Source organism: Psychromonas sp. MB-3u-54 (assembly GCF_002836415.1).
In the GTDB taxonomy this organism is placed as follows: Bacteria; Pseudomonadota; Gammaproteobacteria; order Enterobacterales; family Psychromonadaceae; genus Psychromonas.
The window spans coordinates 1-24,615 of the sequence record NZ_PJBP01000105.1; the positions used below are offsets into that span (position 1 = coordinate 1).

21 protein-coding genes are annotated in these 24,615 nt (G+C 41.5%); 8 read left to right on the plus strand and 13 right to left on the minus strand.

The window, feature by feature from the left end:
• Positions 1-303: 303 nt before the first annotated feature.
• Genes CXF72_RS04455 through CXF72_RS04480 form a run of 6 tightly spaced genes read right to left on the minus strand, consistent with a single transcriptional unit; the run spans position 304 to position 7,219 of the window.
• Entirely contained in the window at positions 304-1,983 is a 1,680-nt protein-coding gene (locus tag CXF72_RS04455; protein ID WP_101037114.1) for a BatD family protein, read from the minus strand.
• Positions 1,983-3,854: a VWA domain-containing protein gene (locus CXF72_RS04460; protein WP_101037117.1), complete on the minus strand. Its 1,872-nt coding sequence runs from the start codon at positions 3,852-3,854 to the stop codon at positions 1,983-1,985. Before CXF72_RS04460 ends, CXF72_RS04455 begins: the two co-directional genes overlap by 1 nt.
• Positions 3,844-4,827, minus strand: a complete 984-nt coding sequence (locus tag CXF72_RS04465) for a VWA domain-containing protein (protein ID WP_101037119.1) — start codon at positions 4,825-4,827, stop codon at positions 3,844-3,846. The genes CXF72_RS04460 and CXF72_RS04465 overlap by 11 nt, the downstream gene beginning before the upstream one ends.
• Entirely contained in the window at positions 4,820-5,326 is a 507-nt protein-coding gene (locus CXF72_RS04470; protein ID WP_101037121.1) for a DUF4381 domain-containing protein, read from the minus strand. Before CXF72_RS04470 ends, CXF72_RS04465 begins: the two co-directional genes overlap by 8 nt.
• Positions 5,310-6,260, minus strand: a complete 951-nt coding sequence (locus CXF72_RS04475) for a DUF58 domain-containing protein (RefSeq protein WP_101037124.1) — start codon at positions 6,258-6,260, stop codon at positions 5,310-5,312. Before CXF72_RS04475 ends, CXF72_RS04470 begins: the two co-directional genes overlap by 17 nt.
• Positions 6,260-7,219: an AAA family ATPase gene (locus tag CXF72_RS04480; protein WP_101037126.1), complete on the minus strand. Its 960-nt coding sequence runs from the start codon at positions 7,217-7,219 to the stop codon at positions 6,260-6,262. The genes CXF72_RS04475 and CXF72_RS04480 overlap by 1 nt, the downstream gene beginning before the upstream one ends.
• A gap of 364 nt (positions 7,220-7,583) precedes the next feature.
• Here CXF72_RS04480 and CXF72_RS04485 point away from each other — a divergent pair, with 364 nt between their 5' ends.
• Both CXF72_RS04485 and sixA read left to right on the plus strand, forming a co-directional pair.
• Positions 7,584-7,724 (plus strand): TIGR02808 family protein, encoded by a 141-nt coding sequence (locus CXF72_RS04485; RefSeq protein WP_101037128.1) that lies wholly within the window; start codon positions 7,584-7,586, stop codon positions 7,722-7,724.
• 53 nt (positions 7,725-7,777) lie between these two features.
• Positions 7,778-8,254, plus strand: coding sequence for a phosphohistidine phosphatase SixA (sixA, locus tag CXF72_RS04490; RefSeq protein ID WP_101037131.1), 477 nt, complete (start codon positions 7,778-7,780; stop codon positions 8,252-8,254).
• A 445-nt stretch (positions 8,255-8,699) separates the two neighbouring features.
• Here sixA and CXF72_RS04495 read toward each other — a convergent pair whose 3' ends face one another.
• On the minus strand, positions 8,700-9,611 hold the full coding sequence (locus CXF72_RS04495) for a LysR family transcriptional regulator (protein WP_101037133.1): 912 nt from the start codon (positions 9,609-9,611) through the stop codon (positions 8,700-8,702).
• Between the two features lie 93 nt (positions 9,612-9,704).
• Between CXF72_RS04495 and CXF72_RS04500 the strand changes: the two genes are divergently transcribed.
• Positions 9,705-10,904, plus strand: a complete 1,200-nt coding sequence (locus tag CXF72_RS04500) for an MFS transporter (RefSeq protein WP_101037184.1) — start codon at positions 9,705-9,707, stop codon at positions 10,902-10,904.
• 108 nt (positions 10,905-11,012) lie between these two features.
• Complete coding sequence (locus CXF72_RS04505) at positions 11,013-11,573, plus strand: GNAT family N-acetyltransferase (protein ID WP_332870221.1); 561 nt, start codon at positions 11,013-11,015, stop codon at positions 11,571-11,573.
• Between the two features lie 161 nt (positions 11,574-11,734).
• Here CXF72_RS04505 and CXF72_RS19265 read toward each other — a convergent pair whose 3' ends face one another.
• Positions 11,735-11,926, minus strand: coding sequence for a hypothetical protein (locus tag CXF72_RS19265; protein ID WP_157823186.1), 192 nt, complete (start codon positions 11,924-11,926; stop codon positions 11,735-11,737).
• 598 nt (positions 11,927-12,524) lie between these two features.
• Between CXF72_RS19265 and hflK the strand changes: the two genes are divergently transcribed.
• Both hflK and hflC read left to right on the plus strand, forming a co-directional pair.
• A complete protein-coding gene (gene hflK / locus CXF72_RS04510) occupies positions 12,525-13,598 on the plus strand; it encodes an FtsH protease activity modulator HflK (RefSeq protein ID WP_101037135.1) in 1,074 nt (357 codons plus the stop codon).
• Entirely contained in the window at positions 13,595-14,581 is a 987-nt protein-coding gene (gene hflC / locus CXF72_RS04515; protein ID WP_101037137.1) for a protease modulator HflC, read from the plus strand. Before hflK ends, hflC begins: the two co-directional genes overlap by 4 nt.
• Before the next feature lie 299 nt (positions 14,582-14,880).
• Here hflC and CXF72_RS04525 read toward each other — a convergent pair whose 3' ends face one another.
• Positions 14,881-15,321: a hypothetical protein gene (locus CXF72_RS04525; protein ID WP_101037141.1), complete on the minus strand. Its 441-nt coding sequence runs from the start codon at positions 15,319-15,321 to the stop codon at positions 14,881-14,883.
• Between the two features lie 262 nt (positions 15,322-15,583).
• On the opposite strand from CXF72_RS04525, the gene CXF72_RS04530 reads away from it, so the two are divergent.
• Both CXF72_RS04530 and CXF72_RS04535 read left to right on the plus strand, forming a co-directional pair.
• Complete coding sequence (locus CXF72_RS04530) at positions 15,584-17,194, plus strand: NAD(P)/FAD-dependent oxidoreductase (protein ID WP_101037143.1); 1,611 nt, start codon at positions 15,584-15,586, stop codon at positions 17,192-17,194.
• 143 nt (positions 17,195-17,337) lie between these two features.
• Entirely contained in the window at positions 17,338-18,264 is a 927-nt protein-coding gene (locus CXF72_RS04535; protein WP_101037145.1) for a D-2-hydroxyacid dehydrogenase, read from the plus strand.
• 150 nt (positions 18,265-18,414) lie between these two features.
• Here the strand turns inward: CXF72_RS04535 and CXF72_RS04540 are convergent, their stop codons facing one another.
• The 4 genes from CXF72_RS04540 to CXF72_RS04555 all read right to left on the minus strand — a co-directional run bounded on the left by CXF72_RS04540 (position 18,415) and on the right by CXF72_RS04555 (position 23,674).
• The gene (locus tag CXF72_RS04540) at positions 18,415-19,710 is read right to left on the minus strand and encodes an NCS2 family permease (protein ID WP_101037147.1); all 1,296 of its coding nucleotides are present in this window, start codon (positions 19,708-19,710) and stop codon (positions 18,415-18,417) included.
• A 195-nt stretch (positions 19,711-19,905) separates the two neighbouring features.
• Positions 19,906-21,633: a hypothetical protein gene (locus tag CXF72_RS04545; RefSeq protein ID WP_101037150.1), complete on the minus strand. Its 1,728-nt coding sequence runs from the start codon at positions 21,631-21,633 to the stop codon at positions 19,906-19,908.
• A gap of 520 nt (positions 21,634-22,153) precedes the next feature.
• Positions 22,154-22,522 carry a DUF3316 domain-containing protein gene (locus tag CXF72_RS04550; RefSeq protein WP_101037152.1) on the minus strand — a complete coding sequence of 123 codons (369 nt, stop codon included), beginning with the start codon at positions 22,520-22,522 and terminating at the stop codon, positions 22,154-22,156.
• A 606-nt stretch (positions 22,523-23,128) separates the two neighbouring features.
• Positions 23,129-23,674 (minus strand): PEP-CTERM sorting domain-containing protein, encoded by a 546-nt coding sequence (locus CXF72_RS04555; protein ID WP_101037154.1) that lies wholly within the window; start codon positions 23,672-23,674, stop codon positions 23,129-23,131.
• Between the last annotated feature and the right edge of the window lie 941 nt (positions 23,675-24,615).

The following is a 24,615-nucleotide window of genomic DNA, read 5'->3' on the forward strand; positions in this document are numbered from 1 at the left end:
TATTTAACGAGTTGATTTATTGAGTACGATTAATACAATAGGAGAGATTTTTAGTATAATCCACGTGGTTTTTATTGTTCTAAGAGGTGCATCACAAAAAGAGAGGGAATTCAATGTATTTCTGAGACTCGTGCAATAAAGAACGGTATTTTTAGCTGTTTAGCTATTTTTTGTGCCTTGAAATTACCTTGCAGCACCCATCAGGGGGGGATTCATTGCATTTTTTATGTTTTTTAAGTAATTATGATTTCTGATATAAGATTGATATTTATCAATTTATTTCAGTGGTGCACTAAGCAAAATTTAGGGATTTAAATCCATAATACTCTTCCCTTGGTGCTCCGTCGTTTGCCTTAAATGTTTTTTTATTAAGCTGCTGAGTTGTGTAGCGTCCCAAGGTTTGACTGCACTGCAACATGCCTGCTCTAATAATTTGATTTCCTTCAAAAATTGTTTTTCATCTTCTTTAGGTAAAATGATAAATTCGGTTAATTGTGAAAGGCTCTTCAGATTGACCTTTTTACCGTGCAGAAAAATGATAAGTCTTTGATAAGTTAGTGGCGCATTATTTTTCTGCAGCGCATCCTGAAGATTTAAATATGCTTGATTAGCGACGGGTGTTGAATGCACTTTTTGTTGTGCAGAGGTCGTATGCCGACGACGATAAGAGAGATGGTAAAGGAGCAATATTATTAATCCTAATGACAACAGAGCGCTTATTATTCGCCAGTAGATTAAGTGTCCATTATCAATCTCAACTATCGTAGCTGCAGGTGATTGGCTGATGTTTTCCTGCGCGTTTTCTAAACTGGCAGGTTGTTTATTCGCTGCTAAAATAGTCAGGGTTTGTGCGGATAAAACAGCATATTCCTGTTTGTCCGTGAGACTATTCCACCAGGGGATTTTTATTTCCGGCAGGGTTAACTCTCCGGCTTGGTCCGGTATTATTGCGTGGCGCATCGTTCTTTGTGCATATAACAGTCCATTTGCCTGTCCCTCTTTTATTTCATCCTGATCCGGATAAAAGCGTAACCCCTTAGGGTAATTGAAAGAGAGTGTCGGTAATTTATCTTTATTAATGGAAGCAATTTGCAGCGTAATAGTGCGAGTGATGGGGTCGCCCAGATGAAAGTCTTCTGGTGTTAATGGCGTACTTTCAAGTAAACGTACATCTTCACTGACTAACCATTCGCCCTGATAACCGGCCGGTTTACCTTTTACCTGTATTTGAAGACGGTCACCGCGAACATTAAGGGGGACTGCAATAACCTGATTTTGGCGGTTACTGAGATTAACCACTTTTCTTAAGTCCCCGCTTAATAATGGCGAATTGATCATAAAATCACCGGCTGTATCGGTGGTTATTTGGAACTGTCGTGTGATCATAGTATAACGAATGCCGTTTTTAATGACTTCTTCATTTTTATCCTGGCCATAAACCTCAATGATCGCATCCTTTAGTTCCGGGCCGCTAAGCTGCAGATTTTCGGTCTCTGGCGTAATATAGATGCGCGTGGTGAAGATCAACGGTTGCCCTATATAAAGGCTGATTTTATTAATGCTATTTTCCATAAAAACTCGGTTATCGGCTGTTTTAGTCGCCTGCTTCGAGACTGGAGTAACAGATATTTGGATTTCCCGAGTGTTTAGTGTGCCAATTTTTAATACCGGAATACTCAGATTTCCAGTGATTTTTGCTTGTAACCTGATTTTCCACTGGGTTTGCTGGGTAAAATCACCGTTAATATATTGGCTGCGCTGACTTTTTGAAGGCCGATAAACGGTGAACTCTTTTTCAAGTGGACTGATATCCAGTTGGTAATCTGAGTCACTATCATCGATATTAATGTTTAAAAGAAAAATATCGCCTAATGAAACCTGATTATTACTCACGGAGGTAAGTACTTGCGGCGTGGCTGATAGCAGCTGACTGTAAAAAAATCCTGCAAACAGGGCGATAAAAATTGAGGCTTTAATGCGCATTACCAGATAACTCCATTGTTTTCTTGCTGGACTGAATTTGATTGTGCTCTTTTTTGATATTCAAGACGCATTTTATTACGTAATAATACCGAGGGATCATCGGGCATATTTTTTAACCAGTTAGGCAGCGCTTCTAGCTCCTGATTCAGGTCATCGGTCTGCTCAGTCTGACTTATTGTTTGTTGCTCTGCTTCTTTTTCTTCACTGTTTTCCTGTTTACTCTGCTGTTCGTTATTTTGCTGCTCTTTGCTATCTTTCTGCTGTTCGCTATTTTGCTGCTGTTTGCTGTTTTGCTGCTCTTTGCTATCTTGCTGCTGTTCGCTGTTTTGCTGCTGTTCGCTATTTTTCTGCTGTTTGCTGTTTTGCTGCTCTTTGCTATTTTGCTGCTCTTTGCTATTTTGCTGCTGTTCGCTGTTTTGCTGCTGTTCGCTGTTTTGCTGCTGTTCGCTATTTTGCTGCTGTTCGCTATTTTGCTGCTGTTCGCTTTTTTTCTGCTGCTCTTGTAATTGTTTCAATAAATCAATATTTTCCTGAGCGGATTTAAGATCTGGGTTGATGGTCAATGCCTGATCATAAGACTGGATTGCTTTGTCAAATTCCTGCAACTGTGTATAAGCATTACCCTGGTTATAAAAAGCGGCCGCGCTGTCCGGTTGAGCGCGGGTTGCTTGGGTAAATTCGCTTAATGCCTGCTGATATTGTTTGTTTTTATATAAAGCACTGCCTTTTTCTAGTGCGCTATCGTACAACTCACTGGCCTGCACATAGTCTTGATTTTGGTAGGCCTGAAATGCATTTTGTTGATTGTTTTTCCAGATCGAAGCTTGCACTTTGGGCGTTGCAACTTGGAAGGTCAGTGCTAATAACAGAGTGTAAAAAAGGCCTTTTCTAAACAGTAATAAAAACAGCGGTATTAATAAAAAAGCCAGCCAATAACCATCATCGACGGCGAGTTTATTTTTTTCCTGCTGCTGGGATTTCTTTTTAACCGCCTGATTAACCGAAAACTGTTTGGATAACAGCTCTATCTCGGTGTTGTCATGACTCTCATTGACATATAGGCCGCCGCTTGCACGGGTTATATCAAGCAAGGGTCCGGTCTTTAAGGTGGGAATCACTATTTGTCCAGTTGGGTCTTTTAATAACCCCCCGTCAGGCAGTTTAATGGCGGCTCCCCGTTGACTGCCCATGGCAAGTATTGAAACAATCCAGGGACTGCCTTTTAATCTGTTTACCATAGTTGCCGCACTGTTCGGGTCAATTCCATCGGTGATAAAAATAATATGTCCCTGCTGATAACCGGCATTTTTGAGCAGAGTTATTGCCTGCTCTAAAGCCAGATCTGCCCGCGATCCTGTAACGGGCATAATCGCGGGTGAAAGAGAGGGGATATGATTGATAATGGCATTAGCGTCAGTGGTTAAAGGTGAAATAGTGAAGGCATCTCCCGCGTAGGCAATTAAGCCTTTTTCACCTTCGTCCCAGCTTTTAACCAAGTCAATGGCTTTATATCTTGCCTGACTTAAACGGTTCGGTTTAGCATCCGTTGCATACATGGAATAGGAAAGATCCAGGGCAATAACTTGTGCTTTGTGCATTTCGTAAACCGGTAAATCATGCTGCCGCCAGGAGGGCCCCGCCAGAGAAACGCAGGTAATAATCGCCACTAAGTTAAAGACAAAGAACATCGAAGAGGCATTTTTAGGGATCTTTACTAAATTCGCGCTTAAGTGTGCGGCAATCAAACTTTGATGTTGTTGTTTTTTACCCGTTTGATAACGGAATAATGCAAATAAAAAAATACCGGCAACCCCCAGTAACCACAAAGGACGTAAGAATTCTAAAGGCATTAAACTGGTTTCAGGCAGCATCGGATCCCCTTAATTTCAGCGTGATGACAAAAACAGATAACAGTAGCAGTGCCGTTGATAATGGCCAATAAAAGAGATCTTTTTCCGGGCGAAACATTATAGAGTCAGTATCAATAGGCTCTAATTTATTCAGTGTTTGATAGATATTTTGTAATTCAGCTTGATTACGTGCTCTAAAGTATTTTCCGCCGGTCAGATTGGCTATTTCAGTTAATGCTTTTTCGTCCAAATCCGCGGAAGGGTTAATACGCTGATTGCCAAACAGTCCGCGTTTAATCATCTCCTCTGAACCCATCCCTATGGTATAGATAGTGATATTGTTTTTAGCGGCCTGTTTAGCTGCCTGTATTGGCTCTATACTGCCTGAATTATTTGCACCATCACTCATTAGAATAAGAACACGCTGCTCATTTTTGTTTTCTACAAAACGTTTTATGGCCATCGCAATTGACTCACCAATCGCAGTGCGAGTGCCTGCCAACCCTATTTCACTTTCATCAACCATTTGTTGAATCGTTTTTAAATCAAAGGTCAGAGGTGTTTGTAAATAGGCATGATCGGCAAACAGGATAAGCCCTAAACGATCTCCCTGACGCTGCTCAATAAAGGTTTTTAATAAATCCTTGAGCAGGGTTAATCTGTCGACTGTTTGCCCGTTTAAGGGCATATCCACTTCCCGCATGCTGCCCGATAAATCAAGGGATATGATCATGTCACGGCTTTGCTGCTGCAGGCGAATAGGTGAGCCAAACCAAACGGGTCTGGCTAAGGCCGTTAATAATAACAACCAGGTTAGCCAGAGAATACTCGATTTTAAATATTCTCTTTGAAAGGATGACGGTTGTTCACTTAAACCTTCTGCCAGCGGGATCCAAATCTGGGTATAGTTTAGCTGTTTTGGCCTTAATAAATAGCGGATCAGTAACGGCAGTGGCAGAAGGAAAAAGATCCATAAATATACAAATTCAAACATTATTGTGTTTCTCTTGGGTTATGTCGCGCGTTTTTTTTATCTGTTTATGCAAACCGGTTATCCATTGTCTGGCCTGCTCAAAATCACGGCTGGAGCAGACTGGCGCAGGGCTGTTATACAACCGTTTTATAAAGTGCTGCTTATTATCAAAAAGGGGCGTTTTTGCATAGGACTGTAAAAAATCAAACCACTGTTCTCCGTGTAATGAGGCGACTTGTGTGCGTGGAAAATATAATAGGGCCACACCCTTAAGAAGTTGATTTAATAGAATGAAGTCAGCGTTAGATTGTTGCAGATCGATTAATTGCTGTAAGGCCATTTTTTGCTTAACTTTTTGTTTTTTATATTTTTTGAATAAAGAGACAAAGAGCAGCAGGAAAATAATGAGCGCGCTTAATAAAAACCAGTAAATAGGGGCAGGCGGCCAAAACGAGGGTAAAGAGGGGGCCAGTATGTCATTAAGTTGCGCCAGCGGATTTTGATTATTCTGCAGAGACATGAAACTGATCCAATAATGAGCGTGAAGCTGATATTCGATAAAGGGGAATACCCTGTTTGGTAAACAGTTTTGCTACTTTTTGCTGGCGTTGACTGGCCGCCTCCTGGTAATCCTGCAGTGATTTTTTTTGCCTGAGAAATCCACTGCCCTGTAAACTGTTTATTTTAAGATTACTCTGCTGCACACTGTCGGGTAAAGCGAATTCCAGCGGATCAGATACCTGCCAGGCATTAATTTGATTGTGCCTGCGGATCTGGCTAATTAATTTTTGGCACTGCTCATCGAGCTGTGAAAAGTCACTGATTAAATGCACCTGACTGCCGGTCTGTACTAAATAGGAAAGGCGTTTAAGCTGAACCAATAATGATTGTGATTGTTGCTGCATTTTAAAGGGCGTGCTGCTGCAGAGTTGCATGCTTTGATGCAGGAACGCCATTAAACCGGTATTTCTTCCGGTTGGTTTTAGTTCAGCCACTTGTTGCTGGTTAAAGATGATCCCGCCAAGGCGATCATTACGCTGCTTTGCCTGCCAACTGAGCAGGGCGGCAAGATGACATGCCTGCACTGACTTAAAGACAAACTGACTGCCAAAAATCATACTGTCGGAAAGATCTAACAGGATAAAAACCGGCCGCTCTTTCTCTTCCTGGAATAATTTGGTATGTGCTTTACCGGTGCGCGCAGTGACCGACCAATCAATACTGCGTACATCATCACCCGCTTGATAATGACGTACCTCGGCAAACTCCATGCCCCGACCCTTGATTTTGGCCAGATAGTTTCCTGAAAGATGTTTGTAAGCCGCGCTGTTTGCCGGCCTTAATTGTATTTTTGCCTGCTGTTTATAACACAATAATTCACTTAAGCTTACATCAATACCGCTTTGATAAGGGCTATCGACAAACAGGGCATTTTTTGTTTTTATATTTGTCATTAGGCTGGAATGGCTACCTGATTGATGATCTCCTGAATAACACTATTTGCATTAATACCTTGCGCTTGTGCTTCGTAGCTTAAAATAAGGCGGTGGCGTAAAACCGGATAGAGGTTTTGAATAATATCATCGGGCATCACAAAGTCTCGGCCGTCAAGCCATGCGCGGGCCTTTGCCGTGCGCATTAACGCCAATGTCGCCCGCGGGCTGGCACCATAACTGATCCATTCTTTTAATTGCGATCCGTAATGCTGCGGTTGGCGCGTTGCAATGATTAAATCAATCAGGTACTGCTCTAAATGAGGGGCAATCTTGATGGTCATGATTTCCTGGCGAATAGTAAAAATCTGTTCATTTAAGAGTGGTGTGATATCGGCAATTTTTTCTTTGAGGATCTCTTTCTGATTGAGTTTTAAAATCTCTTTTTCCGTTTCAGCATTGGGGTAATCAAGCTCCAAATGCATGATAAAACGGTCGAGTTGCGCTTCAGGCAGAGGATAGGTGCCTTCCTGCTCAAGCGGGTTTTGGGTCGCCATCACTAAAAACAGTTCCGGCAACGGGTAGGTTGTTTTACCGACCGTAATTTGCCGTTCAGCCATCGCCTCAAGCAACGCTGACTGCACTTTTGCCGGTGCGCGGTTTATTTCATCGGCAAGAATTAAGTTATGAAAAAGTGGGCCTTTTTCAAAAATAAACTCACCTGTTTCCTGACGAAAAATATCTGTACCGGTGAGATCCGAAGGCAGTAGATCCGGGGTAAATTGAACACGGTGAAAATCTCCCTCAATCCCCTTGGAAAGGGCATTGATAGCACGGGTTTTAGCAAGTCCAGGCGGGCTCTCAACAAGAATATGACCATCAGCAAGTAACGCAATGAGTAAACCGTCAACGAGTTCACTTTGTCCTAGGATCATTTTATTCAGGTAAGTGCGTAATGCGTCAAGCTGTTGTTTTGCCATAGTGATAGTCTACTTAAAATTAAGGTGGTGGAAAAGATAGCGCGGTTAAAGACCCTATTAATTGATAAAAGTTTCTTTTCTTTTGGCAATTAATTTTCAGTTAATGGAAGAAAGAAGGGTAGTATAGTGATTAATCACCAATATTCATGACTTTCTTCAAGTTTTTTCTACCTAAAGTACGTATCCTTGCTGTTTGGAAATCTGGTGTTAAATGTTGGACCATGAAAAAAAAAATTGCGTATAATCGTCCATTATACGCATATCCTTAATGTTTTTGGAAAAAGTCATCAATCAGTCATAAAAAATGACTGGATTCAGAAACTAATATTTTATGTGTTTTATTGTTAGTTTGAAGGAGAAAATAATGAGTGAATTAGAATCCGTTCTTTGGCATATTGCAGGTTATGCTGCTATTCCTACTATTTTTATTGCCGGTTTTATCGGCGTTTTTTTTGCGGCTATTGTTGTTTTAAAAGTATCCGGCGCAACCCCAATAACAGATTAGTTATCTTAATAGATTATTGGTGTCGAGTTTAATATTTACTGGAGGGGAAGTTATTGCATATTTATATTATGCGTCATGGGGAAGCTGAAATGCTGGCTCACTCAGACTCAGAAAGAGCATTAACCGGGCTCGGACGTTTAGAATCAGAAATGATGGCTCGCTACTTGGCGGATCAAAATATATCTTTTGATGCGGTATTGGTCAGCCCTTATTTACGTGCCCAACAAACCTGGCAGTCGGTTTTTCCTTTTTTTTCTGCCGTTGCAAATGTCCAAACCTTGCCGTTTTTAACCCCGGGAGGCAGCGCCCGTAAATCGGTTGATGAAATTCTGGCTTTGCAGGCCGCAGGCGTGCAAAAATTGTTGATCGTGTCTCATTTGCCACTGGTAGGCTATATAGTCGGAGAGTTAGTTCCGGAAGCGGGGGTCCCCGTCTTTTCGACTTCCTCCGTTGGCATTGTCGAACTCGATGAAGATGGCTTTGGAAAATTTCAGAGTTTAACCAACGTTGCACAACTATCTGATCAATAAGATAGTGGCTTTAGTGACTGCATTAATATCATTATTTCAATGTTATTGGTGAACACTGATTTTAGGTTTTTAATATTCACTATTATCGGTGTTTTTGTGTTCTGTCTGTCTGCGCAGTGAGTAATATCACCGCGCGTTTTTCCACATCGCGTTGGGAACAGCACAAAAATGAGAGAGTGTTGACGTAATATAAAGACTTTCTGCAAGTGCAGCTTATACCAACCGCATTAATAAAGTGATCCGATTTATTATTTAAAATTACTTATAAATTTAATGACTGCCTTATTTGAACGTCAACTAGCACAAATTATGATAATAAATGCACCCTACCGATAATATCATACGAAATACATTATCAGATTTACTATTCAAAATCATCCCGGCGGCTTTTTGAGCGTAAATTTTTCCTTTGAAGTAACTGATCATAAATTTAATGCGTTTGGTATTAACTGTTGTCGGGCGCGTTGGAGGATAATTCTTTTTTATTGACCTCGTTTAATGTGAAGTCGACAAAACGCCTGTTGGCTATTGATAAATAACCCTCTTTTCGCCACGCAAATGCGAGGTCGAGATACACCGGCTCTTCAAAAGGAATGCCGAGTACTTCAGGTTCGCGGTCTGTTACCAATTCCAGCAGGGCAGTTATCGCAAATTCGTTTTTAACAATGTTTAACATCATCGCCAGCAAATTTGTTTCAAAAGAATATTTGGCACTATACTGATATTGCTCGCAAAGTTTATCTATCACTTCGCGGTGAAAGTAACCCACTTTAAACATCACCAGCTCCTGTTCGAAAAAGGTACTGTAATCGAGTTTTTTAAAGCCTGCTAAGGGATGATTTGTACCGACTGCAGCAACCATTTGTGACGTTATCACATGTCTGGCCTGCAGTTCATCGGGTAAATGGTCATTGACAATCACCCCCAGATCCAACTCGCCGCTTAACAGCTGTGCTCTGATAGTTTGTGTGCCGGATTCCACGATCGACAGTTTAATATCAGGGTACTTGAAGTTAAAAGCCATTAATATTTCAGGGAAAAAATAGGATCCCATCATGCTCGGGATACCAATTTTCACTTCCCCTTTCTCAAGGCCGCGTAATTCATCAATGGCAATTTGCGCATCGTTTATCTTGGTTAGGATAGCTTGCGCATGGGTTAATAGAACCTCTCCCTCTTTAGTCACCGTGACGCCTTTACTGCTGCGGTGTAATATTGTTACCCCAATCTTTTTTTCTAACTTGCGGATTGCAATACTTAAAGCGGATTGGGCAATACCCAGCGCTTGAGCTGCCTTGGTATAACTGCCATGTTCAACTATGGTCACGAAATAATACAATATTTTAGAATTCAGCATAATTTTAATATATGGCAACCATGATTTTAATATATTTTTAATATTAGCATTTAATGGCTAATCTAGGTGAAAATAAATTACCGAGTAGATAAAGTGATCAAATTACATTCCCCCTCCTATAAACGTGTCACCATCGGGCTAGGCTTAGGCTCTTTTATGGTTTTCTGTAACCTCTATTATTTTCAGCCATTACTGCCCTATTTTATGGACAAATTTTCGGCTTCTGAGCTGCAGGTAAACTGGCTTTTTTCTAGTACTACCTTGGCCGTCGCCTTTTCGCTTATTCCCTGGGCAATTGTTTCTGAAATATATGGCCGAAGACCGGTAATGTTATGCAGCTTAGTCTTAATTCCGGTGGTTAATCTGCTGATGTTTTTTAGTCAGGAGCTGTCTCATTTTATCTTTCTGCGCACATTATTAGGCATCGCACTGGCAGGGTTTATTGCCGTGGCGGTGGCTTATATGGCGGAAGAGTTTGAACCGCAGGCACTGTTGGTCGCGGTTGGCGGTTATATCAGTGCAAATTCACTGGGCGGTGTTATCGGACGCATTTATGGCGGGGTAATGACTGATTTTGTCGGCTTAAAGTGGACCATCTTCAGCATGTCTGTTTTAAGTTTAATTATTTTATTTTTTGTTTCATCCTTAATCATCAAACAAAAACATTTCAAACCGCAAAAAGCCCGTTTTTATTACCACAACAGACTGTTATTTAATCATATTAGAAATCCCGCTATTTTTCTTGTGATGATCATTGGTGGTCTAAATTTTGCCGTCTTTATTAACGTCTATAGTGTGATGGGATTTAAATTATCCGCGCCGCCATTATCATTACCCGCCAGTATCACATCGTTAATATTCTTATGCTATTTGATGGGCACAGTATCGGCCAAACTAAGCGGACGTTGGATAAAGCGCTATTCTGCTATTTCCGGTATTTTGTGTGGTTTAGGGGTGAGTTTTTTCGGCTTAGTGATTATGTTCCTGCCGAGTATGGTGGCTATTGCCGTCGGCTTATTATTGCTCAGCGGCGGCGCGTTTTTTATCCATTCTCTCGCCTATGGTTACATAGGGAGAAACGTGACACAGGGTAAATCAACAGCAACCGCTTTATACCTTGTTTTGTATTATGTGGGGGGCAGTCTTGGCGGTTTTGTTCTGATATATTGCTGGCAAGCTGGTGGCTGGCCGGTGGTGTTTGCAGCATGTACTTTTATTTACCTGTTGATTGTATATTGCGCTTTAACGGTTCAAAAAACAGTGGTTCAGGTCGTTTCCCCAATGCCGTTATAACAATCAACTGATAATAACTTCGTTGTTTAATTGTCAGACCTCAGTTATGGTTAAGTCAACTGCCCAATATTTTTCGTCTATTTTTAAGGGCAGAAGCAGCGTGGTTGATTGGCTTCGAAACAGGATGTTTTATCGCCAACCTTTGCAGACCGTTTAAAACCCCATGGAATTTTTATTATGCTCATTATTCGAAAATATGTTGAACAAGATGCAAGAGAAATCTGGTTGCTTTTTTTCAATACCATCAGAAATATTAATCGTCATGACTATACCGAGTTGCAGGTTCAGGCTTGGGCGCCCGATTCAATGGATCTTTTTATCTGGAATAAACGCATGATCGATATCGAGCCCTTTATTGCAGAAATTGACGGCACTATTGTCGGTTATGCTGATTTACAGAATGATGGCCTGATAGATCATTTTTTCTGTCACCACCAATATCAGAGACAAGGGATAGGCAGTGCGCTGATGGCGCATATTTTTGATCTCGGCAACAAGAAAAAAATTAACAGTTTTTTTTCGCAAGTGAGTATTAGTGCAAAACCTTTCTTTGAGCATTTTGGATTTAATCTGGTAAAACAACAGTCTGTTGAAGTAAAAGATCAGCAACTGACTAATTTTCATATGCAAAAAAGAGGTAAAGGGTCAAAAACAGGTCACAAAAAATAAATCGCTAAAATGACAAGATCAGAAAGATGCCTGGCAATGAAATAAGTGCATACAGTGTTTTTCCGCCAAGTTCACTTTCAGCCGTAAATCGGTTAGGCAGTCGCTCTGAGGGGCAGTGTGGTGCAAATAATCCCTTTTATACTTTGTGTGCTGACCGGCAGCTAAGCATTCGTTAGTGAATTAATCATCGCGCTTAACCCTTTTTTGATGGGCGTGGCATCTGATTCTGATATCAGGTATTGCCGGACATATTCCTGTACATGTTCTGACTCTATGGTGAGTAAATAGTTGAGCCGTAATCTTTTTTGTACCTTGGCGGAAAGAATTGGCTGCTGCCGTTCTATTGTTGCCATTTTTGTCTCGCAGCCCTCTAACCAGCTCTGCCATATTTTTGCGACACTCGCGGCAACAGTAGCGGGGATTTTTTCATCCTGAGTTAGACGCAGAAAAAGGCCGGCTAATACAAGCAGAATGGGATAGGGTAATCGCGTTAGCCTGCCAATGGGAGAGTAATAGTTGCCATAAACAGCAAGGTCAAAGCTGCTATTAAGATTGAGGTTATTTCATAACTCACCATAAATTTATCCCTATAGCGCATTCAAAATAGCGGCCAAAAAAGTATCCGCGAGATAATCAACTTAGCGTCTTTATACACAAACAAGACTTAATTAATCGTTTAATAGAATAAAGTATAGGCGCGCTAAAAATTTAGGTCTGATGGTTTTTTGAATGATTTTATAAACCTCGAATATGCTTTGAGTCGTTTGATTTAGAGAGAAGGAGATTGAACTTTCCAGTGGTAATCTTCAGCTTTTAAGGGGACTTGCCGTAATGAATTAACCGTAAAAAGGACGAACAGTGATTATTTAATCCTCACTTCTTGACAATCTTGGTGATCCTTCCATAGTAAATGTACAGCATACTTTTGTGCCGTTGATAAGGGGTGTTGTTATGTCGACAGGAAATGAGCAGGATCCTCGAAACCCTTGGGAGAACAATCAGCCCATACCTCTGGAATATGGTTTATTAATTAAGAGAGGATATTCTCACTATAAACACAGGTTTACGGGTGGAGACCCAAAGAGTGCCGGCCGGTATATTTTTTATATATTCTTTTTATTACTGGCTGGAATGAGCCTCTGGTCGGCTGTTTATACTATCCCCAGTGATTCCGTTGCCGTTGTCCAGCGATTTGGCAAATATTTGAAAGAAGTGCCTGCCGGACTGCATATTAAAATTCCACTCGGCATTGATCGCGCAACTATTGTTCCGGTTAAAAGGCAATTAAAGCAAGAGTTTGGTTTTAGCACCCCCGGTGCGACTGATCCTTATCAAAGTTCCGCCGTTAGAGCCAGTGAACAGGAAACACAAATGGTCACCGGTGATTTAAATGCCGCTCTTGTAGAGTGGGTAGTTCAGTATCGTATTGCCGACCCGGTTAAATTTTTATTTAAAGTGCGCCAGCCCAGTGAAACCCTGCGCTCGGTTTCAGAATCGGTGATGCGTGAAGTGGTGGGGGATCGTACCGTTGATGAAGTGATTACTATTGGTCGTCAGGAAATTGAGTATGAGGCGCTGACCAAAATGCAGGCGCTTTCCAGCAAATATGAAATGGGGATCAGCATTGATCAGGTACAGTTAAAAAATATTAACCCGCCAAAGCCGGTTCAGGCATCTTTTAACGAAGTGAATCAAGCACAGCAGGAAAAAGAAAAGCTAATTAATGAAGCGCGTCGTGACTACAATAAAGTGATTCCATTAGCACTGGGTGAAAAAGATCAACGTATTCGCGAGGCTGATGGTTATCGGCTTAAACGCATTAACGAGGCTGAGGGTGATGTTGCGCGATTTAATGCACTGCTCGCTGAATACCTTAAGGCGCCTGAAGTCACCGAGAGACGTATCTATCTTGAGACGATGCAGGCGGTGTTACCACAAATACGCTCCAAAATAATTATCGATTCAAGCGGCCCTAATATTTTGCCATGGTTAGATCTTAATGCGGCTCAGGGGGAAAAACAATGAAAAAAATATCAATGGGGTTGGTATTATTATTGACGGCACTGACGGTTATGATATTAAAATCGGCGCTTTACACTGTGGGTGAAGTTGAGCAGGTTATTATTACCCAGTTTGGCAAACCGGTGGGTGCTCCTGTTACCGATGCGGGTTTGAGGGCGAAATTACCCTTTATACAAGAGGTTAATCGCATAGATAAAAGGGTATTAGAGTGGGATGGCGACCCATCGGACATGCCGACTAAAGATAAGCTCTATATATCGGTGGATCTTTTTGCCCGCTGGCGGATCACCGATCCGCTGCAATATTTCCTGCGCTTGCGCGATGAGCGCAGCGCTCAATCGCGACTGGACGATATTCTTGGCAGTGAAACTCGTAATGCTGTTGCAAAGCACGAATTGATCGAGATAATCCGTACCACAAAAGATCGCGAGCCGCTGCGTGATGATCTTCTGACCGATGCGGAGCGGGCGCTTAAAATGGGGTCTCTGGTACCTATTCAGAAAGGGCGTATGCTGGTGGAACAAGAAATTTTTATTGCTGCAGCCGAAAAAGTGCAAGTGTTTGGTATTGAGCTTCTTGATATCCGCTTTAAACGCATTAATTACAATGCGAGTGTGCGGCCCAAAATTTATGATCGTATGATCAGTGAGCGTAGGCAGATTGCCGAGCGCTTTCTTTCCGAGGGAAATGGTGAAGCCGCTAGAATTCGCGGGAATCGTCTGCGGGATTTAAACAAAATACAGTCAGAAGCCTATCGGCAGGTAGAGGAGATTCAGGGCCTTGCTGATGCCAAAGCCACCGAAATTTATGCGCGGGCATACAATCAAAGCCCCCAGGCCGTCGGTTTGTATGAATTTACCCGCACGATGCAGGCATACCGGAGCATTATTGCGCAGAATACCACCTTGATATTGTCTACCGACAGTGAACTGTTCAAATTTCTTAAGGGCATCAATCCATTGCCAAAAGATGGCAACACTCCTTAAGCATTATTGCCTTACAGCTTCGAGCTTTCGAGCTTACAGCTTCGAGCTTCGAGCTTACAGCTTCGAGCTTACAGCTTCGAGCTTCGAGCTTACAGCTTCGAGCTTACAGCTTACAGCTTACAGCTTACAGCTTACAGCTTACAGCTTACAGCTTACAGCTTACAGCTTACAGCTTACAGCTTACAGCTGATAGCTGATAGCTGATAGCCTTCCGCCTTCCCGCCTTATTGCCTTATAGCTGAGGGCTTATAGCTAACTGACGGCTGACAGCTCACAGCCTTACAGCTTTAAGATCTTTTTTAATCACGAAAAACAACCTGAAAGTTACCTGATTGTACCCCTATTCGAATACCTAAACGTGGTGAACGCTGATGATCATTGTTGATTACCACATAATGAGGTTGGTTGTGACGGTGGTTTCTGTGTTTGTTATGATGAGAATTTTTTTGTTTGCGATGATGGGCACGTTTGTGTTTCATATGATGGCGATCACGGTTGTGGCGAACTCTGTTATTTTCAGCATGATGGTTTCTGTGCTGGTTGCGTACTTGATGTGATTCACCGTTTCGGCGCTCCTCATAGTGATCATTTTTTACCTGATGTGATCCATCGTTTCGGCGTCCCTGATAGTCATCATTGCCTGCGAATGAGGTTGCCGGTGTTAAGGTCAAGCCGAATAACAATAAACCGGCGATGATGACCATTTTTGGTTTGCTGCTCAATTTTTTAATCATATTCATTTTGTTCTCCAGTCTGTGTTAGCTTTCACGAGCTTGTCCCGATGAGGCTAATGTAACGCCCGTTAGCTGAACGAAAGCTGAATGGATAGATTTGATAGCTGATAACTGATGACCGATAACTGATAGCTGATAACCGATAGCTGATAACCGATAGCTGTTAGCTCCTAACGTTCAATATTATGGTCGTTTAGATGTTTTCAATTAAGCAGGATATCACGTAAACTACGCATATTTTTCCAGCCATTTGCTCCCAGGTGAACCGATGATACGTCTCAACCAAGTAAAACTCCCGCTAGATCATGCTGATGATGCGCTCCAAAAATATGTTTTAAAGGCACTGTCGATTTCAGCTGAGCAATTAGCCGATATCCATATCTTTAAACGCGGTTATGATGCGCGTAAGCGTAATGCTATTACCCTGATTTATACTCTGGATGTGACCTTAAATAAGGTTGATGAAGAGGCTATCTTAGCGCATTTTGTCAAGGATTCTGATGTCCGTAAATCACCGGATACCGAATATAAATATGTCGCACAGGCACCAAAAAATCTGACTGAGCGTCCGATTGTTATTGGCATGGGACCCTGCGGTTTATTCAGTGCTTTGCTTCTTGCACAGATGGGCTTTAAACCGATCCTTTTAGAGCGTGGCAAATCGGTACACGAGCGTTCTAAAGATACCTTCCGTTTCTGGCGAAAAGGGGAGTTAAATACGGAATCCAATGTGCAGTTTGGGGAAGGGGGAGCCGGTACATTCTCCGATGGAAAATTATACAGTCAGGTAAAAGATCCAAATTTTCTCGGCTTAAAGGTAAAACAGGAATTTGTTGCAGCGGGCGCGCCGGCTGAAATTATTTATGTTAGCAAACCGCATATTGGTACCTTTAAACTGGTTACTATGGTTGAACGCATGCGTCGTAATATCATTGAATTAGGCGGGGAAATTCGTTTTGAAACCCGTGTTGAAGAAATTCATATTGACGATGCCCAAATCACCGGTGTGACGCTTAACGGGGGAGAGGTTATCAACTCCAAGCATGTGGTATTGGCAATCGGTCATAGTGCGCGTGATACAGTGCAGATGTTATCTGATAAAGGGGTGTATCTTGAAGCACAATCGTTCTCGGTTGGCTTTCGAATCGAACATAAACAGGAGCTGATTGATCAAAGCCGTTTTGGTATCAATGCGGGTCATCCTATTTTGGGTGCTGCGGATTATAAATTAGTCCATCACTGCAAGAGTGGGCGCAGTGTTTACAGTTTTTGTATGTGTCCGGGGGGCGTGGTTGTTGGCGCAACATCGGAAAAAGAAGCCGTTGTAACTAACGGTATGAGCCAATATTCGCGCAGTGAACGTAATGCGAACAGTGCGATTGTGGTGGGTGTTTCTCCAAGTGATTTTAATAATGACCCGTTACAGGGCATTGCGTTACAGCGTAAATTGGAGCGTCAAGCTTATATTCTCGGTGGCAGTAATTATGATGCACCGGCGCAACGTGTGGGAGATTTCCTTGCCGGCAGTGAAGCTCAACCTGTCGGGCAGATTGAACCTTCCTTTAAACCCGGTGTGAAAATGACAGATTTGAGCCACAGTTTACCTGATTTTGCCATTGATGCGCTTCGTGAAGCATTACCCGCATTTGATAAAAAAATACGCGGTTTTGCAGCTGCAGATACTATGCTGACCGGGGTCGAAACACGCACTTCTTCACCGCTGCAGATTAAACGTGGTAGGGACTATCAAAGTGTTAACGTTAAAGGTTTATACCCGGGTGGCGAAGGAGCAGGTTATGCCGGAGGCATTTTATCCGCTGGTATTGACGGCATTAAAATAGCGGAAGCCGTGGCATTGGATATGCTTTTGGAAAAGTAAGTTTATTAATATAAATTGACCCTGATTAAGTGCTGTTTTCTAAGCTACTTTTTGTTGGGTCTCTAGCATTTTAAGCACCTGAACCTGAGGCAGATGGTGCTTTCAGCCGTTTGGGATTATCAATATTAACATTAGGGAATAGTATGAAAATTGTATTATTGGATGCAGAAACGTTAAGTGATAGTGATTTATCTCCATTTGAAAATTTGGGCGATTTTATAAGTTATCCGCTGACCAGCAAGGAACAAAGATTATTACATATCGGCGATCGGAATGTCATAATCACCAATAAGGTTGTTATTGACGAGGAAATTATAAAGGCAAATCCGCAACTGAAATTAATCTGCATTGCAGCAACGGGAATGAATAATGTTGATTTAATTGCTGCTGAAAAAGCCGGTGTAATGGTTAAAAATGTGTCTGGCTATTCTACTGAGAGTGTCGCCCAATCTACATTTTCAATGCTCTTTCAGTTAATACATCAAAGCCGTTATTATGATAATTACACACAATCGAAAGAATGGTGCAACAGCCCGACCTTTACGCATCTCAGTAAACCCTTTGGTGAAATAAAAGGTAAACGTTGGGGCATCATCGGCATGGGTGAAATTGGTCGACGTGTTGCTGAAATTGCAAGCGCATTTGGATGTGAGGTTTGTTATTTTTCTGCCTCGGGTAAAAATAATCAGCAAGCTTACCCGCAGGTTGATTTGGCAACCTTATTATCCACCTCTGACATTATCACTGTGCATGCTCCCCTTAATGAATATACTCATAATCTAATTGATAAACAGGCACTAAAACAACTGAAAGAAGGGGCTGTTTTACTTAATATGGGCCGCGGTGGCATAATCAATGAAGATGCAATGGCTGAAGCGCTTGATCAGTTGGATATTTATCATGGTACTGACGTGCTGGAGATTGAGCCGATGATCAAAGGCCATCCCTATTTATCTGTACAGGCAAAAGAGCGTCTGGTGATCACTCCCCATACGGGATGGGCCAGTCAAGAAGCAAGAAAAAAACTAGTCGGAATGGTTGCTGATAATATTAAATCTGCGAATTTTTAGCTGCGGATTTAATCAATATTACTGATTACTCTTAAGCATTGTCTCGTTTATTAAGTTACAAAAATTATTACAGCAGAAAAATAAAAAACCCCCTTTATTTATACAAATAAAGGGGGTTTTTTGGGGCACTTAAAAAGTGCTGCGAATATTTTAACCGGGGAAGAAAATCATTTTTGCCAGGAATAATGCCGCTAAGAACCAGACGCTTGCACTTACCTCTTTGGATTTTCCGCTCATCACTTTAATGGCTGCATAGGCGATAAAACCAAGCGAAATACCATTAGCAATAGAGAAGGTTAACGGCATCATCAGGGTAACAACAACAACCGGTGCGGCTTCTGTAATATCATCCCAGTTAATTGTTTTCAGCCCTTCCACCATCAATACCGCAACGTATAATAATGCGCCTGTTGTGGCATAAGCAGGTATCATTCCCGCTAATGGGGCAAAGAATAAAGCGACTAAAAATAGCAGACCAACCGTCACTGCAGTTAAGCCCGTACGACCGCCTTCTGCAACACCGGCAATACTTTCAATATAACTGGTGGTGGTTGATGTACCCAACATTGAACCGGCGATTGATGCGCCACTGTCAGCTAATAAGGCGCGATTTAAACGCGGTAAATTTCCCTCTTTATCTAATAGTTTACCTTTGTCTGCCACGGCAATTAAGGTGCCCGAGGTATCAAACAAGTCAACAAACAGGAAGGCAAAAACAATACTTATCATACCTACATTGAATGCACCCGCAATATCCATTTGCAGGAAGGTCGGCGCAATACTTGGCGGCATTGACATAATACCGTTATATTCAACATCACCGGCTAAAAAACCGAGCAGTGTTATCGCTAAAATAGCGAACATAACACCGCCTTTAACACGGTAGTGCGCCAGTGCGATGGTGAGAAAGAAACCCACACAAGCCAGAATCGCCGGTAAAGCGTGCATATCACCTAGTGTGATAAGTGTCGGCGGGTTAGAAATTACAATCCCTGAATTTTTCAGTGCAATAAGCGCTAAAAATAAACCGATACCCGCTGCTATCCCTTTGCGCATTGGCATTGGAATTGAATTTATGATCCATTCGCGAATTTTAAACAGGCTTAGCAGTGTAAAACAGATGCCCGACAGGAAAACAGCGCCTAACGCAACCTGCCATGAGTAACCCATATGGCCAACAACCACAAAAGAGAAAAAGGCATTCAGACCCATTCCCGGCGCGAGTGCAACCGGGTAGTTCGCATAAAATCCCATAATAAAGCAGCCGAGTGCAGCTGCTAAACAAGTTGCTACAAAGACAGCCCCGGAGTCCATACCAGCAGCAGATAACATTTGCGGGTTTACAAAAATGATATAAGCCATGGTTAAAAAGGTGGTGGTACCTGCAACAATTTCAGTTTTTATTGAGGTTCCGTGTTCGTTTAGTTTAAACAGTTTTTCGAACATAGTAGATCCATATTATATAAGTGAGCCTATCTGACGTACTGTTAGACAGGGAAAAGTTCATGCATAAAAATGACAGGATTATAAAAGATACAAACGGAGAAATCAGCTTTAATGCTAATATTTAAAAATAATGAGATCGATTTGATGAACAATGCGTACAAAGAGTAAGCTGACCGAAATCAGCTTACTCTTTTTTTATTTTTTAACTTCGTTACTGACGTGAGAATCAAAGACAATACCCTGTTGTTTGATATCTACATCAAATTTCATGCGCATATTGTAGTTCTGTAAAAACATCGCCTCTTTGGGCATGTTTTCTCCGCTTAGTTCAGCGGCCGTTATTATCGGGTCGAACATTCTTGTTAAGTCGAATGAGAAAGTGAAAAGGCCATTTTTAGTCAGTGCTTCAGTGCTCATTAAATCTGCCTGCTGCTCAGATTTTTCGCCATTGTAGATAACCAGATTCTTACCTTTAATGGCCATCTTGGGGCTTATATTTAATCCCTTAGGTATAAATTCCGATAAATCAACCGCACTACCATCAGCAGGTGGCTGCAGGCGCTGCAGATCTGGGCTGAACATTTTTAATGAGTTGAACAGAGCCAGTGGATTATCAGCAGAATAGCTGAGTAGCGCATCGAGACTTTCTAATACCGGCTTATCCCCCTGTTTACTCATACTGTAATCGAGCACTGCAAGACTAAAACCCTTAAAACCATTCGCCATACCGCCTGCCATGCCCATCATCATAGAATAATTTTGCCCCTGTTGCTGTAAAGAGGCTTGCATCTTCTGTAATGGCGCACATTGATAATTTGGCGTTTTTAAATCTGTTAATATGCTTGTTGTTGCCGAGCTTAATTGATTGATATCCACGCCAAAACCTAGAGCAAAGACATTGTCTTTAATATTTTGTGTGTATTGCGGAATATAACCGCGCAGCGATTGCAGGGCGGTTATAATTGTTTGGTTTTTACTTTCAATAACAGTGGACAAATCCATGGTGGATTGTGTGCTTGTCACCGATAAATCCGTATAACCAAAGACGGTACGCGGCCAATTATTGGCGACAGTGGTCAACTCTGCTTGACATGCAGCGGTTCTGAAGGATGACAGTGGGTTTTCCTGATCCTGTTGCGGAAACAGTAGGCTTAGGTGACGTGCAAGCTGGTTAGCATTGACTGTGGTTAAGCCCTTTATTATCTCCTGATGATTGATAAAAGCGATGTTTTGATCTGAAAAATCATATGTACTTTCGATTTCTTCTAAAATGCCCGAATCGGTAATTGGATTTTCAGCTTTAACTAAACCTAACGCGCTGCTTAATAAGGTTTCTTTATTTAATGAACTGTCTAGCGTGACGGTTAATAAGCCGTTATTTTGAGATATAATCAGATTGGTTGTTTGTGCTTCTGATGAATCACTCAACCGGTAAGCACGATATTCAATCTCTTGTATTTTGCCGCTTTGGTGAGAGTAAGCACTTTCCTGTTCCGCTTTATCTAATAAATCCCAGATTGCCTGTGTATTTTCCACTTCAATTTTTAAGACTGGTAATGCACCTAACATATAAAAATAAGCGCGGATATTATCCGCAAGGCCGAATGTTTTAAGAAACAGCTCAGTATCCGGTAACGACGTTTGATAACTTTTTGCGATACTCAAGAAAAATTTTGACTGCGAAGAGCCTTCAACTGCAACATTCTGCACTGGGCTTTGGTCTTTAGCTTTTTTTAATTGCGGTGAACTGTTTAAATAATCCTTAAGAGGAAAGGGTTTAAGTTGTGCGCTTAATAAGGGGGTATCGGCTGGCACGTAATCAAGTACATTGTAAGCTGCGGGTGACGTTTGCAGCTGCTGGTTAGCAAAGTATGCGCCGGCCCCCGCTGCTGCGATGGCAGTTATTATTAATATTTTTTTCAAGTGTGGCTCTCCTGTTGGTACTCTATAGCAACTTATTATAACCTTGCGAGACAGAGCAGTAACAATTAGAAATGTGTTTAATAACTTAGCTTAACTGGATAAAAATGAAAGAGATAATTTTTATTCGGGGGATGTTGCTGTCATAAAAATGAAATTGGCGCCTAATCCGAAGGGAAATCCAAGAATAAGCAAGCTGCTATGCAGTATTTGTTGTAAGTGAGCGGGAGAAACCATCATGATTTAGCCCGAGACAGACTTAGAAATCTGCAAATATAGCTGCTATGCAGTATTTGTTGTAAGTGAGCGGGAGAAACCATCATGATTTAGCCCGAGACAGACTTAGAAATCTGCAAATATAGGTGCTATTCGGATTTGTTTTCTGAAAATTAACTACCTGATCTTACCGTGTGTTTTTAGCCGTATCATTAATACAAAACCACCCAGCTTAAAATCAATCAGGCTGGGTGGTTTTAGTTACTTGCAGTTCAAGCCTACAATATTAAATCATCAAGTCTTTTGCTTAGTTGGCTTGAGAATAGCTGTAAGTGACATTAACCAGGGCGCTGTAGGTCATATCACCTTGGGCATTAAGTGACTCTTGAACAGTAATAAAGGTATTATCATTCAGAGTTATACTATTTTTCTCTTTAGAAGAGCCTAAAAATAACGCAAGATCATTACTTAATTCACTGCCAGATTCTGATTCTAGCTGATTTGATTTTTCAAGACCCAGTGAATAAGCGGCTGCTTTAGTCTCAACAGCTTGAGTCTTAATTACTTTACTGTCATGGTGAACGCCGTAATCCCCATAAACTGCTGCTCCTGCAAAAACATTTGCACTTAAGATGACCATTGCCGATGCGAGTAATACATTTTTAATTGATTTCATTTTTTTATTCCCTGATAAGTTTTTTATTATGTTTGGTTGTTTGCTACCCGACCAGAATACCCCCTAGTAGATGACCGGAAAGCAACACACAGATGACATGTTTGTCATTTTAGTGAAAAGCACCTATGGAACGCTCTATAGTATTGTTGATTAATAGGCTGAGGGATATGCGCTCATATTTGGTGCGTTAAAAAATTATTGGGCGGAGTAGAGTGAAAAATATTCAGGAAGGCTAATTTTTTGCTTACTTTTCTCTTGCTGCTGAGAGTGCATGACTCCCTCGAACTTTTTATATATAGGGCATCAGGGGGGAAATGCCAAGGAGGCTTACTTATCAAGCGCTTGGCTTCATTTAACTCATACTCTGCTTTGATGGGTTTTCCTGTGCCTAAATAGATGACTCAATTAACGGAATTGCTCTTCTTTACCTAACAGCCGCGAATTGCTTGTGCTTGCCAATCGCTATTTTAGTCTCGTAAGATTAATGCTCTCGGAAAGCGGGTTATCATTCCTCTGGTGCCTGAAAACCAGTATATTAAAGAGGCCAAAGACAAATAAAAAAGCGGGTCACTCGCGACCCGCTTTGGTAAATTTTTTCAACATATTTTATTTTTTGCTGCGCTTGCGGGAATATAAGCCGAAGCCAAGGAGCCCCGCTCCCAACAACAGGGTTGTGGAAGGCTCGGGGACAGAAGTTGAACCTGTACCAAATTGTGATACATGGCTGATTTTAAATCCGCTACTCAGGTTCATTCTTGGTGGTAAGTACGTAGAATCGAAAACCCCCCAACCCAGATCGGCTTGATTCTGATACAGGGCCCAGTATTTCGCATTTTTAATAAGAAAGTATTCTGGCGTGCTAGACATAGAGAATGCAAAAGTATTAGCGGTATCAGTTCCGTAATACGTAACAGGCTCATCTTTGACTGCGAATGTTGCGGTTATTCCACTACTCGCGAGCACGCTGTTAACCCAAGCCGTTTCAGTGGTTGGATTGGAATTACTTAGTAGGTTAGTATCCGAAATATAAGTATCGACACTACCCAGATCAGTGCCATCATCTGTCCCTGCAGATGAATCATCAATCATTATCCCCCAACTTGGGGTGGCAAACAGTACCAATAAAGAAGAAACTAATATAAATTTTTTCATATATTACTCCACATTAATATTTAGCAAATCGATTGACCTGCTAAATAAAAAGGCAAATTTCATGCCATACTGTAACGCGCTGTTTACTTTGTTATTTTTTTTGATAAAAACGATTGTCAGTTAAAAGTGTAAACTTTTCCGACGCTCTTTGTTTCTCATACTTCACCAATAGGGCCGCCTCTAACGCCCGCACAAAGAACCTTTATAATATCTAAGTCATTAATTTTCTAACGTGTTTTTTCCAAAGACAGGTTTAGGGCAACGGGTATCGCTGTTTATTTGTTCCATTGAAAATAGTCATGCTGTTTTTGTACGCTGTTGCGGGCGAGGATCAGGTCTTTAATTTTGAATGTTTAAAAGACTTATTTAATTTAAATTCAATGCATTAAATTTAAATTTATGATTTTTTTGATAAAAACCATGTCAGTTGCAAGTGTCAATTTTTCGACACTGTTGTGAGTTAGACTCAGGTAATCAATATTGAATTTTTTAAAAGACTAAATTGTTGTGAACGGCTAATAAGAGGATATCAGCAGCTATTTCATGTGCACTAAAGTTCGGGGCTCATGTTTTAAAACTGAACGTAAAGCTTGGCAAGAACTTGCTAGTGGATGATTCGGATGGATTGAGCCAGCTGTGCAGCAAGCATAAAATAAGTGTTCCATTTTATGCTTGTTGAAGTTACCGCTAGAAAGAGGCGTCAATATTGACGACATTCACCCGTTTGTGGTTAACAAATGCTTTTAAACTCAATCCGATAAGGTCGCGACCTTAACCCGAGTTACGGACACCACTGAATGGCAAATCAGCTTTTACCATAGTCGGGTGATTAACTAAGACCATTCCAGCAGCAAATTCGGTGTGCGATTTTTTCGCCGTGTTTCTCATCTGCAATAAAGACTGAACCTCTTAAGCCAAATGGATAATCGTTAGCAATATGC